At 68.5% G+C, this 16070-nt stretch carries 9 protein-coding genes; all 9 read right to left on the bottom strand.

Annotated elements, in window-relative coordinates:
• Nucleotide 1: 1 nt before the first annotated feature.
• Nucleotides 2–5353, bottom strand: a complete 5352-nt coding sequence (pks13, locus tag ACFFJD_RS15295) for a polyketide synthase Pks13 (protein WP_382365683.1) — start codon at nucleotides 5351–5353, stop codon at nucleotides 2–4.
• Nucleotides 5354–5447: 94 nt separating this feature from the next.
• Nucleotides 5448–7352: a long-chain-fatty-acid--AMP ligase FadD32 gene (gene fadD32 / locus ACFFJD_RS15290; protein ID WP_382365681.1), complete on the bottom strand. Its 1905-nt coding sequence runs from the start codon at nucleotides 7350–7352 to the stop codon at nucleotides 5448–5450.
• A gap of 141 nt (nucleotides 7353–7493) precedes the next feature.
• Nucleotides 7494–8510 carry an LLM class F420-dependent oxidoreductase gene (locus tag ACFFJD_RS15285; protein ID WP_382365679.1) on the bottom strand — a complete coding sequence of 339 codons (1017 nt, stop codon included), beginning with the start codon at nucleotides 8508–8510 and terminating at the stop codon, nucleotides 7494–7496.
• Between the two features lie 101 nt (nucleotides 8511–8611).
• Nucleotides 8612–9580 carry a cutinase family protein gene (locus ACFFJD_RS15280; RefSeq protein ID WP_382365677.1) on the bottom strand — a complete coding sequence of 323 codons (969 nt, stop codon included), beginning with the start codon at nucleotides 9578–9580 and terminating at the stop codon, nucleotides 8612–8614.
• A 4-nt stretch (nucleotides 9581–9584) separates the two neighbouring features.
• Nucleotides 9585–10121 (bottom strand): hypothetical protein, encoded by a 537-nt coding sequence (locus tag ACFFJD_RS15275; protein ID WP_382365675.1) that lies wholly within the window; start codon nucleotides 10119–10121, stop codon nucleotides 9585–9587.
• Between the two features lie 108 nt (nucleotides 10122–10229).
• Complete coding sequence (locus tag ACFFJD_RS15270; RefSeq protein ID WP_382365740.1) at nucleotides 10230–11645, bottom strand: alpha/beta hydrolase-fold protein; 1416 nt, start codon at nucleotides 11643–11645, stop codon at nucleotides 10230–10232.
• 185 nt (nucleotides 11646–11830) lie between these two features.
• A complete protein-coding gene (locus ACFFJD_RS15265) occupies nucleotides 11831–12838 on the bottom strand; it encodes an alpha/beta hydrolase (protein WP_382365673.1) in 1008 nt (335 codons plus the stop codon).
• A gap of 304 nt (nucleotides 12839–13142) precedes the next feature.
• Nucleotides 13143–15164 (bottom strand): arabinofuranosyltransferase AftB family protein, encoded by a 2022-nt coding sequence (locus ACFFJD_RS15260; protein WP_382365671.1) that lies wholly within the window; start codon nucleotides 15162–15164, stop codon nucleotides 13143–13145.
• Complete coding sequence (locus tag ACFFJD_RS15255; protein WP_382365669.1) at nucleotides 15157–16068, bottom strand: decaprenyl-phosphate phosphoribosyltransferase; 912 nt, start codon at nucleotides 16066–16068, stop codon at nucleotides 15157–15159. The genes ACFFJD_RS15260 and ACFFJD_RS15255 overlap by 8 nt, the downstream gene beginning before the upstream one ends.
• Nucleotides 16069–16070 lie beyond the last annotated feature (2 nt).

The following is a 16070-nucleotide window of genomic DNA, read 5'->3' as shown; positions in this document are numbered from 1 at the left end:
GTCAGGACTCCTTCTGATTCACTTGCGCGATCCGACTGGTCAGATCGGCGCCGACCTTCGCCACGTAGGGCTCGTCGACGATCGACAGGTGGTCGCCGCCGATGTGCACGATCTCCAGATCCTCCACCACCTCGCCCCAGCGACCGTCCTCGTCGATCTCGGCCCACTGCGGTTCGAGTTCGATGGCGCCGTCGTGCATCTTGTCGGCGCGGTAGAGCACCACCTTGCCCGCGTACGGGGTCGGGGCGATGTTGGTGAGCGCGCGGTTGTCGAGGAACGACGTCCGCTGGTGCTCGATGATGCCGCCGGGGATCTTGGTGCCCGACATCGCCATCATCTCCATGATGATCGCGAACTGCTCGTCGTCGTCGGCCTCGACGAGACGATCCATCGGAAGCGGCACGTCCTCGTCCAGGTCGTAGGTCTTGACTGCGAAGTCCTTCCAGCGCTCCAGGCGGGCGCGCTTGGTCTCCGGTGTCTCGATCACATCCTCGCGGGGACGGACGACGTCGATCAGGCCCACGAAGGCGATCTCCTCGCCGGCCTCCCGCAGCACCTGCGCGGCGCCGTAGGCGAGCACGCCGCCCAGCGACCAGCCGACCAGCACGTACGGGCCGTGCGGCGCAATCTCGCGGAGCTTGGGCAGGTACTGGTGCACCCGCTCTTCGATGGAGCCTTCGACGCGGTCGAAACCGATCACCGGCTGATCCTCGGGCAGGCGCTTGAGCAGCGCCTCGTAGGCGGACGTGTTGCCGCCCGCCGGGTGGAAGACCAGCATCGGCATCGGGTCGCCCGCGGTGGTGTCGAAGCGATGCTGACGTTCGCCGCCGGGGCTGGTCGGCACTCGCAGGTAGCGGACGAAGCCGTCCACGTCGGCGGCGGCCTCCATGTGGCGGCGCACGTACTCGCTCATGTCCTCGATGGTTTCCGCATCGAGGATGTCTTCCACGTCGATGTCGCCGCCGGTGCGGTCGTTCAACCGGTCGGTCAGCTTCTGCGCGGCCTCTTCGTCGAGCACCGGCAGCTTGTTGAACACGCCGCCCGCCGACTTGCCGGTCACCACGGCGTAGGCACCGAAGGTAAGGCGTTCGGCCGCATCCCGCGGCGGGACGTCGGCACCGGCGGCCGCGGCCACCTGCGCCTGATCGGTCAGGTCGGCCGTCTCTGCCGTCGGGGTGGGCGCGGCCGGCGCTGCCGCCGCAGGTGCGGCGGGTGCTTCCGGAGCGGAAGCCTCCGCGACGGGGGCCTCCTCCTGGTCGGCCTCCTCCGGCGGAGCCTGTTCCGCGACGGGCTCGACAGCCGTGGCCGCGGCCTTGCGAGCGTTGGCCTCGTCGATCAGCGCGCTCAGCGCGGCGGTGTCGAGTTCCTGGCCGTCGCCGGCACCGGTGGCCAGCAGATCCACCTGATCCCGGTTCTCCACCGCGAAGGTGACGAACTTGGTGACGTCGGCGAGGTTGGCCTGCCGCATCGCCTGCAACTGCAGCTGTGGGATCTCGAACTCGTATTCCACGCGGTTCTTGATCCGGACCGCCATCAGCGAGTCCAGCCCCAGCTCGATCAGCGGCACCTCGCGCGGCAAGTCGTCCGGGTCGTAGCCCATCGACTCGCCGACGATCACGGCGAGCCGCTGCTCGACGGTCTGGCCGGATTCCGGTGTCCACCGGTCGCCGATGGTGTCGATGACCTCGTCCTCGACCACCACCGGTCCGGTCGACTCACCCGCGGGCGACGCGGCGACCGGTGCCGGAGCCGCGACGGGCGCGACGGCACCGGCGACGCGGCCACCGGTGACCGAGGCCTCGAACAGCAGCGCGTGACCGTGGTCGGCGTCGGCGAAGATCGACAGCGCGCCGCCACCCGGGTGCCGGGTGTAGACGGTGGTCAACGTGCCCTCGGCGGGCAGCTCACCGTAGGCGTCGGCGGCGACGACGGCCGGCTCGGTCAGCACCTGCTTGGCGGCGGCCAGGACCAGCTCGCGCGGATCGGTCACGACGGTCGCGGCCACCTCGAAGGCGTGCCGGCCGTCGGGCAGCGCGACGTGCGCGCCCGGCATCACGGTCAGGCCGGATCCGCTGTTGACCGTGGCGGTGAGCCAGTAGTGCTTGCGCTCGAAACTGGTCCGGGGCACGTTCGCGTACGGCAGCTCCTGGCCGACACCGAACAGCGCGCCCACCTCCACCGGATGCCCGTGCACCCACAGCTTCATCAGCGCGGTGAGCAGGCCGACGTTCTCGTCTTCCTTGCGCCGCAGCGTCTCGATGAGCTCGGCGTTGTGGATACCGGCGCCGAAGGCGGCCGCCGCGACCGAGATCAGGACCGCAGGGTTGGGCGCCAGCTCGATGAAGGTGCGGTGGCCGTTGGCCACGGCCTTCTCGATCGCCTGGGCGAACCAGACGCTGTGCCGCAGCCCCTTGGTGAAGTACTCGATGGTGTGCACCGGCTCGGAGCCGGGACGGTAGAAGACCTCGCGATCGACCGAGCTGTAGAAGCCGGTGGTCGGCGGCAACGCCGCAATGCCGGTGAGCTCGTAGGCGAGCTCACCGAGGATCGGGTCCATCTGCGAGGTGTGGCTGGCACCCTTGGTGGCCAGCTTGCGGCCGAGCTTGCCCTCGGCCTCGGCGCGCGCCACGATCGCGTCGACCTGCGGCTCGGGGCCGCCGATCACGGTGTGCGTGGGTGCGGCGTAGACGCAGATCTCCAGATCGGGGAAGTCGACGAGGACGTCGTTGATGTCCTCCGCGCTGTACTCGACCAGTGCCATCAGGCGAATGTCGTCGCCCACCAGCATCGACTCGCCCTCGCCCATGAGCCGCGAGCGCTGGCAGATGACGCGGGTGGCGTCGGCCAGCGACAAACCGCCGCTGATGTAGGCCGCCGAGGCCTCGCCCATGGAGTGGGGCACCAGAACGCCCGGCTCGGCGCCGTAGTGCCGCATGGTGTCGGCCAGCGCCACCTGAATGGTGTAAATGCCGATCTGCGAGGTCTCGATGGCATAGGTCTGTTCGTCGTCGAGGAAGATCTCGGCGATCGAGTAGCCCAGCTCGTTCTGGATGTGCTCGTCGACCCGGTCGACGTACTTGGCGAAGACCGGATTGTCGGTGTAGAGCTGCTTGGCCATCTTCCGGTGCTGCGAGCCGAAGCCGCTGAGCAGCCAGACCGCCGAGGTCGCGTCGGGCGAATCGGAGGTGAAGACGAACGGGGCGGACTTGCCCTCGGCGACGGCGGTGGCGCCCTTGAGCGCGTCGGCATGGCTGCGCGCCATGATCACCGAGCGGGTGCGCCCGTGATTGCGTCGCGCCAGCGTGCGGCCGATCTCCACCAGCGGCGTGGCGGCGCCCTCCTCGGTCTGCAGCCACGCGGCCAGTTCGGCGGCGGCCCGACGGCGACGCGACGGCAGGAAACCGCTGATCACCAGCGGCACCACCGAGCCGTCGGCGGCGACCGGAGCGAAGCCTTCCGCCGGATCGACCTCCGCCGCGGTCTCGACCGCGGGCTCGGCCTTCTTGGCCTGCGCGGCGAGCACCGCCCGCTCGGCCTCGGTGAGGAAGTCCTCCTCGTCGTCGAAGTCGTCCTCCGGCACCGTCGTCTCGACGACCGCTGCCGGTGCCGCGACGGCGGCGGGGCGCAGATCGTCCGGGGTCACCTCGCGCACCACGACGTGGGCGTTGGTGCCGCCGAAACCGAAGCCGGACAGACCGGCGATCGCGTGCCCGGAGTACCGCGGCCACGCGGTGTTCTCGGCGGTCACCTTCAGGTTGGTGGCCTCGAACTGGATGTACGGGTTCGGTCCCACGTAGTTGAGCGAGGCCGGAATCTGATCGTGCTGGAGCGAGAGCACCACCTTGGCGAGTGCACCCGCACCGGCCGCCGACTCCATGTGGCCGTAGTTGGTCTTGGCCGAGCCCAGCAGCGCGGGGGCGTCGGGCGTGCGACCGCGTCCCACCACGCGCCCGAGGGCGTCTGCCTCGATCGGGTCGCCGAGCACGGTGCCGGTGCCGTGCGCCTCGATGTAGTCCACGGTGCGCGGATCGATCGCCGCATCGGCGTACGCAGCGCGCAGCACGTCCACCTGGGCGTCCGGGTTGGGCGCGAAGATGCCGTTGGAGCGGCCGTCGGAGTTCACGGCGCTGCCGGCGATCACCGCGAGCACCTGGTCGCCGTCCGCGCGGGCCGCGGACAGCCGCTTGAGGACGAACACGCCGCCGCCCTCGGCGCGGATCATGCCGTCCGCGTCCGAGGAGAAGGCCTTGATCTTGCCGTTCGGCGCCTGCGCACCGATGCTGTCGAAGCCGAGGGTCACCGCCGGGGTGACGATCATGTTGACGCCGCCGGCCAGGGCCACCTCGGTCTCCCCGCTGCGCAGGCTGCGCACCGCCTGGTGCACGGCCACCAGCGACGACGAGCACGCGGTGTCCACCGCGATCGACGGCCCGCGGAAGTCGAAGAAGTAGGAGACGCGGTTGGCGACGATCGACGTCGCGGTACCGGTCAGCGCGTAGGCGGCGGTCTCGCTGGCGCCCTCACCCAGACCCATGGTGGCCAGCATCTGGTAGTCGTTGGTCGAGGTGCCCAGGAAGACACCGACCGGCGCACCCTTGAGGTCGCTGGCCGGCAGGTGCGCGTTCTCCAGCGCCTCCCACGTCAGCTCCAGGACCAGCCGCTGCTGCGGGTCGACCATCTCGACCTCGCGCGGGCTCATCTGGAAGAAGTCGGCGTCGAAGCCGGACACGTCGTCGAGGTAGCCGCCGTGCACGTTGGCGTCGGCGATCACCTGTGCCAGACGCGGATCGGCGCGGAACTCGGCCCAGCGGTCCTCGGGCAGATCGGTGATGCCGTCGACGCCGGTGATCAGTGCTTCCCAGGTGGACTCCGGGGTGAACCCGGCCTTGGGGAAGCGGGTGGCCAGGCCGATGATCGCGATGTCGTCGTCGGCGTCGCGTTCGCGTTCCCAGAACCGGTCCGCGTCGACATCGAGACCCTCGTCCGGGTCGCCCTCGATGATGCGCTTGGCGAGCATCGCGATGGTCGGATGGTTGTAGGCGGCGGTGGCCGTCAGGATCACGCCGGTCCGGTCCTCGACGTCGGCGGCCAGGGCCACCGCATCGCGGGACGAGAGCCCGAACTCCTCCATCGGCCGGTCGTCGGAGATCTGCTCGACCGGCAGGCCGGTGGTGGTGGAGACCCAGCTGCGCAGCCAGTCCCGCAGTTCCTCGACGGTCAACTCCCCGGCGGTCTCGCCCGCAGTGTCCGTCTTGGCGACGGCGGCTCCTGCATGCTCCGGGGTTCCTGCGTCCTGCGGGTGCTCGGTCGCCGACTCGGTGGAGTCGGTACCGGTGTTTTCAGTGTCAGACATCGCTCTACAGCCTACTGATTCGTCAAAGTCGGTGGGTACGCGTCAAGCCCGGTATGTCGATGACATACCGGGCTGTCCGCGGGAAGGTCACGATTTATTCGCCGGCGTCCGGGAAGGCCGTCTGCTGGTATCCGCCGCGCAGAGTGCCGTCGACGTAGGCCGCCTTGGTGGCCCGGCGAGCGATCTTGCCGCTCGACGTGCGCGGAATCGAACCGGCGGGCACCAGGAGCAGGTCACGCACCATGACACCGTGGCGGGCGGCGATGGCCGCGCGCACGTTGTCGGCGATCTCCTGCGGATCGGCCTTGCGGCCCGGGCCGCGCTCGGCCACGATCACCAGCTGCTCGGAGGCATCGTCGGCGTCGAAGGTCAGGCCGGAGAAGCCGCCCTCGAAGACCTCGCGGGGCAGCTGGTTGGCCGGCACCGCGAAGGCGGCGACGAACCCGGGGCGCAGGTTGGCGCTGGCCTCCTGCGCGCTGGCCTCCAGATCCTGCGGGTAGTGATTGCGACCGTCGACGATCACCAGGTCCTTGACGCGGCCGGTGATGTACAGCTCGCCGCCGTAGATCACGCCGTAGTCCCCGGTGCGCATCCACTTGGCATCCGCCGCCGTGCCCTCGGCGTGACTGCCCTCGGGCAGGCGCGCAGCGAGCTGGTTGTGGAAGGTCTCGGTGGTCTCGTCGTCCTTGTTCCAGTAGCCCTTGCCGATGTTCAGGCCGTGCAACCAGATCTCGCCCACCCGGCCGTCGGGCAGCTCGGCGGCGGTGTCGCCGTCGACGATGCAGGCCCACTGGCTGAGCGCGACCTGACCGCAGGAGACCTGCGCGATGGCGTTCTCGGAGTCCTCGGCCACCGGCACGAACTCACCGGCGTTGAGCTTCTCGCGGTCGACGTAGCTGATCAGTGCCGCGTTGTCGCGCTGGGTCGCGGACACGAAGAGGGTGGCCTCGGCCATGCCGTAGCAGGGCTTGATGGCCTTGGGCGAGAGACCGTACGGCTCGAACGCCTCGTTGAACTTGCGCATCGAGCTCACGGTGACCGGCTCGGACCCGTTGATCAGGCCGATCACGTTCGACAGGTCCAGTTCTTCGCCCTCGCCCGGCAGGCCGCGGACGGCGGCGTGCTCGTAGGCGAAGTTCGGAGCCGCGGCGTAGGTGGGTGCGCGGTCGTCGGCGGCCGCGAGTTCGCGGATCCACCGGCCGGGGCGACGCACGAAGGCGGCCGGGCTCATGATGGTGATGTACTTGCCGCCGAGCGCGGGCAGGATCACCGTCAGCAGACCCATGTCGTGAAACATCGGCAGCCAGGTGACACCGCGCGAGTTGCGGTCGATCTCGATGCAGTCGTAGATCTGCAGGCAGTTGGCGGCGACGGCCTCGTAGGTGATCTCGACACCGGCCGGCACCCGGGTGGAGCCCGAGGTGTACTGCAGGTAGGCGACGGTGTCGCGGTTGTGGTCCTTGCCGGCGATCGGCGCGACCCAGGTCGCACCCACGGAATCGGGCACGGCGTCCACGGCGATCACGCGCGGGCGCTCCTTGGCGGGCCGATCGGCGAAGAAGTCGCGCACGGCCTCGGCCGACTTCGTGGAGGTCAGGATCGCGGTGGGCTCGCAGTCGGCCAGCACGCCCTTGAGGCGGTCGGTGTGGCCCGGCTCGTCCGGGCTGAACAGCGGGACGGCGATGTTGCTCGCGTAGAGGGCGGCGAAGAAGCCGATCACGTACTCCAGCGACTGCGGTGCCAGAATCGCGACGCGGTCCCCGGGCTTGGTGACCTGCTGCAGACGCGCGGCGACGGCGCGCAGGCGCTTGCCGAACTGGGCCCAGGTCAGATCCTGGGCCTCGCCGTCACGTTCCCGGCTGTAGTCGATGAACCGGTACGCCAGGGTGTCGGCCTGCTCGCGGACATTTCGCTCCACGTAGTCCACCAGGGTGGCGTCTTCGGTGATTCGAAGGTTGCCGGATTCGTCGAGGAACTCCTCGAACTCGGTCTTCAGCATTGCAACAAACTCCTGTACCGCACGTGCGGCGTCTTCTCATTCACATCGGTGCCGGATCCGCCACCCCAAGGTATCGGCACCCTATCCACGTCCCGCCGTTCGACGTATCGCATCGAGCCGGGACACACAAACACGCTGATTCTACTCCTCCCGTAGCAGCGGGATGACAGGTGCGAACGCATCCAGCTGCGTGGGGAAGACCCCGACGTAGCTCATCGTGGTCTGACGACGGACTTCGCGGACCTGTTCGGCGATCTCCTCGAAGGTACCGAAAGCCAGGTAGGGCGACTGCAGGATGTCGTCGACGGTGAGGTCGACGTCCCGCGCGATATTCGGGGGATAGCCCTGCTCCAGTGCCTTGAGCGCCATCTCGGCGGTGCCGACACGGTCGTCGGTGATCACGATCGTGGCGATGGTCCAGTTCAGTTCGATCTCGTCGAAGCGGTCCCCCGCCGCCTGCCGGATGCGATCGACCCGCTCCTTGGTCTTGGCCATCGTCATGTCCGACAGCCGCAGCAGCCCCTCGGGCGTGGAGCCGGTCGCCACCGAGATGATGTCGGCGTGTTTGGCGGCCAGCGCCAGCATCTTCGGTCCGCCGCCCCCGACGGCGATCGGCGGCCGCGGGCCCTGCCGGGGGCGCGGGCTGCCCTCGAGGCCGCGGATGGTGTAGAACTCACCGTCGAAGTCGACGGTCTCGCCCCGCAGCAAGCGGTCCAGGATCGTCAGGGCCTCGTCGAGCTTGCGGAGGCGTTCGGCCGGTGTGCCGAACTCGATCCCCGCCTTGTCGAACTCGTCCTTCATCCACCCGGCGCCGATGCCCAGTTCCAAGCGCCCCTTGGACAGGACGTCGATGGTGGTCGCTTCCTTGGCCAGGATCGCCGGATGCCGGAAACCGTTCGCCAGCACCGAGGTGGCCAGCCGGATCTTGCTGGTGGCCTGCGACAGCGCCCCCAGCGCCGCCAGCGGTCCCACCTGATTGCCCAGGTGATCGGGAATGGCGAAGGTGTCGTACCCGTATTCCTCGGCGGTCTGGGCCAGCTTGACGAACTTGCGGGCGCCGCCCTCTTCCTTGTTGCCCTCCCCGCCGGCGCCGAAGCGGAACTTGCGGAGCCCCTCGGCGGTGTGGGTCGCCGGATTCGGAGTCTGCTCTGACGTCACCGACATCCTCCTTTTCCTGTGCATCGCAATGTCACGAAAAGGTTAACTTAGCAGGTGAGCACAACGAAACCGGCGCGGCGCATCCGCCGAAAGGAAGTCGCTCAGGAATGCGCCGGGCGCGGTGCGTCACTGATCAGCCCCGCCGCCCAGGCGTACATCCACTGGGTGGCGGTGGACCCGTCGAGGGCCCAGTACCGGGTGGTGGCGTACAGGGCGTGGACCGGATTCTGCGCGGCGTTGGCGAGCTTGCCGATCGCCGCGAGGGGGTTGGTCACGCGCGGCGCATCGCAGATCAGATCTCCCGGTGCGCAGATCGAATAGGTCCGATCCTCGAGGGTGCCGAAGCCGCCGGAGCGGGAGCCCGTCATCGCGATGCCGGGCACCAGGGAACCGAACGGCGCCAACGTGATCTCCGCGCCGGCACCGTCGGGGCTGGGTCCGACGTCGTGCTGCCGGCCCGATTCGCGACGGCCGTCGGCGATCAGGCCCACGCCGAGTACCAGGTCCTGGTCGGCCTCGGGGATGGGACCGCGCCCGTTGCCGATGTCGGAGGCGATGTCGCCGGCGATCACCGCGCCCTGGGAGAAGCCCATCAGGACGTAACCGGTGAGCGGGCACTGCTCGTGGGTCTCGCGAAGCTTCGCGGCCGCCCGACGCTTGCCCTGGGCGCGCGAATCGTTGTAGTCGCGCTGCTTGTCGGTCAGCACCGTGGGATTCCGGAACTGCGCCACGTACGGCACGGTGTACACCTCGGCCCGGCTGCGGGGGAACTTGGCCTGCAGGGCCTTGGTCACCCGGAGCATCAGCGAGTTGCGGTTGGCCGTGGGGCGGTACGGATCGTCGTTGGCCTTGGATTCCCAGGTACCGGGGATCGAGACCACCAGGACGTCCGGACAGTCGGCGGGCTGCGCCTTGGGCCGATGATCGGGGGCGGTGGTTTCGGTGGGCGTGCCCGGCGGGGGCGGCGGCGTGGGCGACAGCATGGAGATCACCAGCACGACAACCAGGATCAGGGCGGCGAGCGCCAGGAAACCCAGGCCGAACGCCACCCGACGAGTGCGGCGTTTCACGAGCTCAGCAGAGATTCTTCTCGGCGGCGGCGATCAGCTTGTCCGCCTTGGCCCCCGCCTCGTTCTCACTCTTGACCGACGGCCCCAGGCCGGCGCTGACGTAGATCTTGACCATCGCCGGATCGGTCTTCTTGCCCTTCGCATCGCAGACGTAGTGACCCCAGGTGAGGGCGGCGTTGCCGTCCTCGTCACCCAGGAAGGCCACGTCGTCCCGCTTGAGCGCGGCCAGGTAGTTCTTGTCCTTCTCGCTCAGCTTGGCGCTGTTCGGCTGGCCACCGCCCGAGGGCGTCTCCGGCTTGGTGGCAGGCAACGTGCTGGTGGCCTTGGAGGCCGCCTCGACCGCGCTGCTCGAGGCCGCCGCCTCCGACGGCGGCACCGACGTCTCCCCCGATTCGGGCGCACTGCCCGAGATCATCGTCGTGGTGACGTCCTGATCGAGCGGTGAATTCGCCGTCGACGAATCCCCGCACGCGGTCAACGTGACCGCGGCGGCAGCGATGGCGGCGCATCCGAGAAGGCCGCGAGAGAACTTGCCAGTCATGGTGGAGAGGCTACCTTCCACACACCGCGTCGCAACGCCCCGCGGGGTACTCACCTGCATAAACACGGCAGAAACTCAGCCGATTATCACACTCGACGGTGACCTGACTCACGGCTTGGCTTCCACCCGCGCTCCGCCCTGCGGAGTCCAGGTGATCTTGCCGCGCTGGAAGGTGTTGTACTTCACCTTGCCGTCACGCGTGGTGCGCTCGTCGCTCGTGGGCAGCCCCAGGCGATCGAAGGCCGTCACATAGGCACCGCCGATGGCGCCGGCAACCACCTTCGGACCGTCCGGTCCGGTGAAGATCCGTCCGTCGCGGAAGTCCTGCGCGTGTCCGCCCGGAATCGGGTACTGCGCGGTGAGGCAGCCGTTGAGACCGCGGAGCTGCTTGGCCTTCTTGAACGCCGGGCCCACCTTGCAGTCGACCCGGTCACCGGACAGACCCAGGGCGCTGGCGGCCTGCGGCCAGGCCTGCTTCATCTCGAACTCCCAGTACGGCCAGGTGTGCGTGCCGGAGGCCCGGTACACGGCCTGCGCCGGAATGCCTTCCTTGTTCAGCTTGGTGGCGAACTGCTGGCTGGTGGAGCGGGCCAGCACCTCGAGGCCGACGCCGGAGTAGTTGGTGGCCAGCAGCGGCAGCTCGCTGGGGCTGTCGTGCGGGCCGACGACGCCGTTGCCCGAGGAGATGTACAGGCTGGTGCCGCGGAGCTTGTCGACGAGCAGGTACGGGTCGTGCTCGGCCCAGGCCGGATCGCTGGGCGGGCCGAACATCTTCATCGAGTCGTAGCCGCCGCCGTCCCGCAGCGCGAACTGAATCGCCTGGGGCATGCCGTAGGAGGTCAACTGCAGGATGCCGGAGTACGACGCGGCGAACTTGAAGAAGCCGGGGTTGCGCGCGGCCAGCATCATCGCGGCGGTGCCGCCCATGGACAGGCCCTGGACTCCGCGCACGTCCGTCGAGCGCCACTGGTCCTGCAGCAGCGGGGTCAGCTCCCGGATGAGGAAGGTCTCCCACTGGTAGTTCTTGCCGCGGTCCGGCTCTTTCCAGTCGGTGTAGAAACTCGACTCGCCGCCGATCGGCAGCACCACGTTGACGTTCTTGTCCTGGTAGAAGCGCTGGATGTCGGTGTTGAGGACCCAGCCGCTCTGATCGTCCTGCGCCCGGAGTCCGTCGAGGGTGAGCAGCTGGGGGAACTTGTCGCGCGGCTTGGAGAACCAGTCGCGCGCCAGGAGCAACTGCACCTGGATCTCCTGCTTCATCGCCGGGGAGAACACCCACAGCGCCACCCGATGGCTGTCGTACCAGAAGGTCTTGGTGACCCGAGCCGCCGGAGCGGGGGCCGGCGCGGCCGGGGCCGGGGCAGCCGGGCGATCGGCGGGTGCGGGCGCCGCCGGGGACGGCTCGGCACCGACCGGACCGGCGACGGGCAGCAGCATGGCCGCCGTCGTCGCGGCCGCCACCGCGGTCGTCCGGAGCCGGGATCGGCGACCGGTCACCGATCGCCTCGTCGCCCTACGCCACATCGCCACGTCCTGCTCCTTCACTGCGCCCATCGCGGACCCCGTTCGCTGTGCTCACGCGGATCGCCCACACAACGATGCGAGGCGCTCCACGTGCTTTTGTACACGTGGAGCGCCTCGATGTCCGTACGCCACGCTGTGGCGCATGTGAATTGTGTGACTAATGTTGCTTAGCCACGGTCACCGGCTCAGTTGAAGAACCCGCGGCTGTGCGCGTTCCACACCATGTCCTGCCAGTAGCCCCACGCGTGGGTGCCGTTGGCGTAGTAGGTCATGGGGTTCAGGCCCTGCAGGCGAGCGCCGCCCTCGAAGGCCAGCGCCTGCGTCAGCGCCAGGATCTCCAGCGGGGTGCCCTTGAACAGGTCGTCGCCGACGTTCTGCGGGTAGTTGTACTTGCCGAACAGGCCGTTGCCGGAACCGATGTACAGCTTCAGGCCGTGCATCCGGTTGATCAGCATGAAGGGGTCGTTCTGCGGCCAACGCGGGCTCCACGGCGGGCCCCACATCGAATCGACGTTCCAGGGAGCCGGCGCGACGTCCAGCATGGCCACGCGCAGCATGGTGCGCATGCCCGGCGCGGTCAGGTAGTTGTAGCCCGAGAGCGAGGCGGCCGCGTAGAACAGATCGCGACGCTGCGCGGCGTGGGTCAGTGCGGCGTTACCGCCGGACGAGATGCCCATGATCGCGAACTTGCCGTTCTTGGTCGCGAGCCGCGGGACACCCGCGGTGCCCTTGCGCAGGTTCTGCGCCAGGCGCGTGATGACGCAGCCCCACTTGTAGGTGCGCTTCTGGTTGTTGAAGTTCGAGGGCGCATCCCAGTTGGTGTAGAAGCTCGCCGGGCCACCGATCGGCTCGACCACGTTCACGCCGCGGTCGGCCAGACGCTGGATGTTGGTCTGCTGCTCCCAGCCGCTGGTGCCGTACTCAGCGCGCATGCCGTCGAGCATGATGACGGTGCGACGGTTGCCGGGCTTGGACCAGATGCGGACCTTCACCTTGCCGGGGTTCATCGACTTGTTGCCGAAGGCGCCGTTGGTGGGCATCCCGCAGGAGTCAGTCCAGTAGGTCTTGCCGACGGCCGCGCTGGCCTCGCCGGTACCGACCGTGGTGCCGATCAGACCGACGGTGGTCGCCGCGGCGATCAGGACCGCTGTCAGGCGACGGCCCCGCCACGGCTTCCTCTTAGCTTCACGCATTACTGCTCTCTTCCTTCGCTTACGCGGCTGTCAGGCCCTTCTCAGGTCCAACATCCGTCTCGTCCGTGCCAGAGGTCCCCTGACTTGACACACGCCACACCCGTAACCGGATTGACGGAAGCCTATCCGCCCCATTCGCCGCACTCCAAAATAGTGATCTGGATCACGATGTCGGTGCTTGGCATCGGCGGCGAATGACTATACGCATGCGTCACACGCGCAGTCGTTCGCTATCAATACCATCGAGCGGTCGAGGGGTGACGTTACCGTTTCGAGACAGAAAATGCCCACTCGGTGACACAGGTCACCTCGGCTTCACGTCGACCGGATCCAGTCCGCACCGCAGGATCTCGTACTCCGGCTGCCGCACGATCCGGTAGCCGTTGAAATCGAAGGCCTGCCGCAGATTGTGCCGGAAACGCGCGAACGACCAGGTGTCCTTGTACGAGGCGAAGCGCGCCTGCGTCATGGGGCACGTAAGTGCCACATTGGCCTGTCGCACCTCCAACGGATCGATGTAGCCCGGCAACCCGGGCCCACCGGACACCCCACCGGTCTCCGCGATCACCCACGCCGTCGGCAGATTCTTGTCGTGGCCGATGCGGCCGTCGGTCAGCCGCTCGGTGTGCGCCGCCAGCGGATAAGCCAGGCCCATCTGATCGATCACCCGGACGTCGAGCGGGGCGTTCATGCCCGTCATGCCCAGGTTCAGGAAGTACAGGGTGGTCTGGTGCTGCTTGTCCTCGGGCAGATTGTTCCGCAGCTGCGCCACGTACCACTCGTCGTAGTTGCCCGAGGGCAGGATGATGCCGCCCTTGCCATCGAGTTCCTCGATGCGCTCCATCATGGCGCGCATTCGCGGATAGTCCAGATAGTCCTCGGCGGTGATCGGGTTCTCGTTGGCCATGTTGGCCACGTAGAAGCGCCGCTCGTCGACGATGCCGTCGCGACCGATGTCCATGCCCGCGTCGGAGAGGACGTTCTGCGAGATCGCCGCGGCCCACCAGACCGTGCCGCCGACCACCAGGATGATGAACCCGGCCGCGGCCAGGCGCCACCGCGCCAGCGCCGAGCGCGCACTCATCGGGATCGTCGCCGGCACCACCATCAGCGGCAGCAACAGGATGAACAGCGGGGCCAGCAGGACGCGGCCGTGCATGAAGTCGCCGCCCTGTCGCAGCCAGTACAGCGTGAGCAGCGCTCCCGCGGTCGCGACGGTGATGACCACCGTGCTCGGCTGCTGCAGCCGCGCCTGGAAGTCGACCCACCGGGCGGCCAGGTTCCGTGGCCGCGAAGCGACCGGCTCCATGATGTCCGGGATGTCGTCGGCGATGTGCGCGTGCGGGTCGATCTGCGCCGGATCGTGGCTGCGCACCCGCGTGGCCACGATCACGGCGGCCACCAGCACCGCCAGGATCACCGGCAGCAGCAGCGTGTACGGCCCGAAGAGATTGCCCAGATAGGTGAAGCCCTGACCCCACTTGGCGCCGCTGGCGTCCTTGGCGATCGCCGGGTGCGGCACCAGGATGGCGTAGTAGCCCATCCGGAAGATCTGGTAGCCCACCGGGACGGCCGCGGCCACCACGACCATCGACACGCGCATCCGCCAGCCGATGGGGGCGCAGAAGAGCACCAGGAGCACCAGCCCGCCGAGGATGGTGATCTCCGGACGGATCAGCGGGGCCAGGCCGGCGAAGAACGCTAGGAAGAGGAAGGCGGCCTTCGCGCGGACGTCGGTCCGTTCGCGGTCGCGCATCGCCCAGGCCAGGAACAGACACCACAGGCAGGCGATCCAGAAGATCACCAGCCCGTTCTCCAGGCCGCTGGTGGCGAAGTCGCGGGCCGGAGGCAGGGCGATGTAGACGATCGAGCCGAGCGGCAGCAGCAGGGTGATGCTCTTGGCGGCCGAACCCGCACCCAGGAATCGGTTGCCGTACAGCCGCGCCGTGCCGTACATGGCGATGGGGATCGCGGCGACCGAGAGGACCAGAGCCACCCACAGCACCACGTACTCCAGCTGACCGCCGGTCACCCAGCCCCAGAAGGCCAGCAGATAGGTCCACGCGGTGGAGGTGTTGGCCTCCACCCGCTCGCCCGCGTTGAACACCGGACCGTTGCCCGCGTACAGGTTCCGGATCGTGCGCAGCACGATCAGGCCGTCGTCGGCGATCCATCGCCGCTGCCAGGCACCGATCGCGAAGAACACCGTGACCAGCACGGTGCCGATGAGCCAGCTCAGTCCCGGCGCCAGCAGGCGCCGGTCACCGCGCCACCGACGGCGGGTCCCGCCGTCGGTCGCGCTGCGCGAGTCGACGTCGTCAGCCATAGACGGCGACCGCGACGAAGACGACCCACGCGATCGCGAGGAACTGGAGAATCCGGTCGCCCAGGGCGATCTCCTCCGGCTCGCCGGCCGAACCGCCGTCGACGTCGACCGCGTAGCGCAGGATCGCGACGGTGAACGGCACCATCGAGATGGCGTACCAGACGTTCTGGCTGTGCTGGCCGTCGAAGGCCCACAGGCCGTAGCAGAGGACGACGGCCGTGGCCGACAGCGTCCACACGAACCGCAGGTAGGTGGTGGTGTAGTACTCGAGCGACTTGCGGATCTTGGCGCCGGTGCGTTCGGCCAGCTGCAGTTCCGCGTACCGCTTGCCCGCGGCCATGAACAGCGAACCGAAGGCCATCACCAGCAGGAACCAGCTCGACAGATCGATGTCGGCGGCCACACCGCCGGCGATCGCGCGCAGCAGGAAGCCCGAGGAGACGATGCAGATGTCCACCACGGCCTGGTGCTTGAGCCCGAAGCAGTAGCCGAGCTGCACCACCAGGTACACGCCGATGGTCGCGGCGGTCTGCCAGTTCGCCAGGAAGCTGATGCCCACCGCTCCGGCCATCAGCACCAGCGACAGCACGTACGCCAGGTTCACCGGGACCACACCGGCGGCGATCGGGCGGAACCGCTTGGTCGGGTGGGCGCGGTCGGCGTCCACGTCCAGCGCGTCGTTGACCAGGTAGATCGACGAGGCCGCCAGGCAGAAGGCCACGAAGGCGATGCCCACGTTGCCCATCTTGGCGGCGTCGGTCAGCGAGTCGGTGCCCGCGGCCAACGGCGCCGCCAGCACCAGGACGTTCTTCACCCACTGACGGGGGCGCAGCGCCTTGATCAGGCCGGTGGCCAGATTCTTCGGCGGTCCGGTGACCGGGCCCTCGATCGGCTCCTCGCTCATCT

Origin of the sequence: Gordonia phosphorivorans, from assembly GCF_042432625.1 — a bacterium.
In the GTDB taxonomy this organism is placed as follows: domain Bacteria; phylum Actinomycetota; class Actinomycetes; order Mycobacteriales; family Mycobacteriaceae; genus Gordonia; species Gordonia phosphorivorans.
The sequence above is the reverse complement of the archived record's forward strand: the minus strand, read 5'-3'. Positions and strand labels throughout refer to the sequence as shown.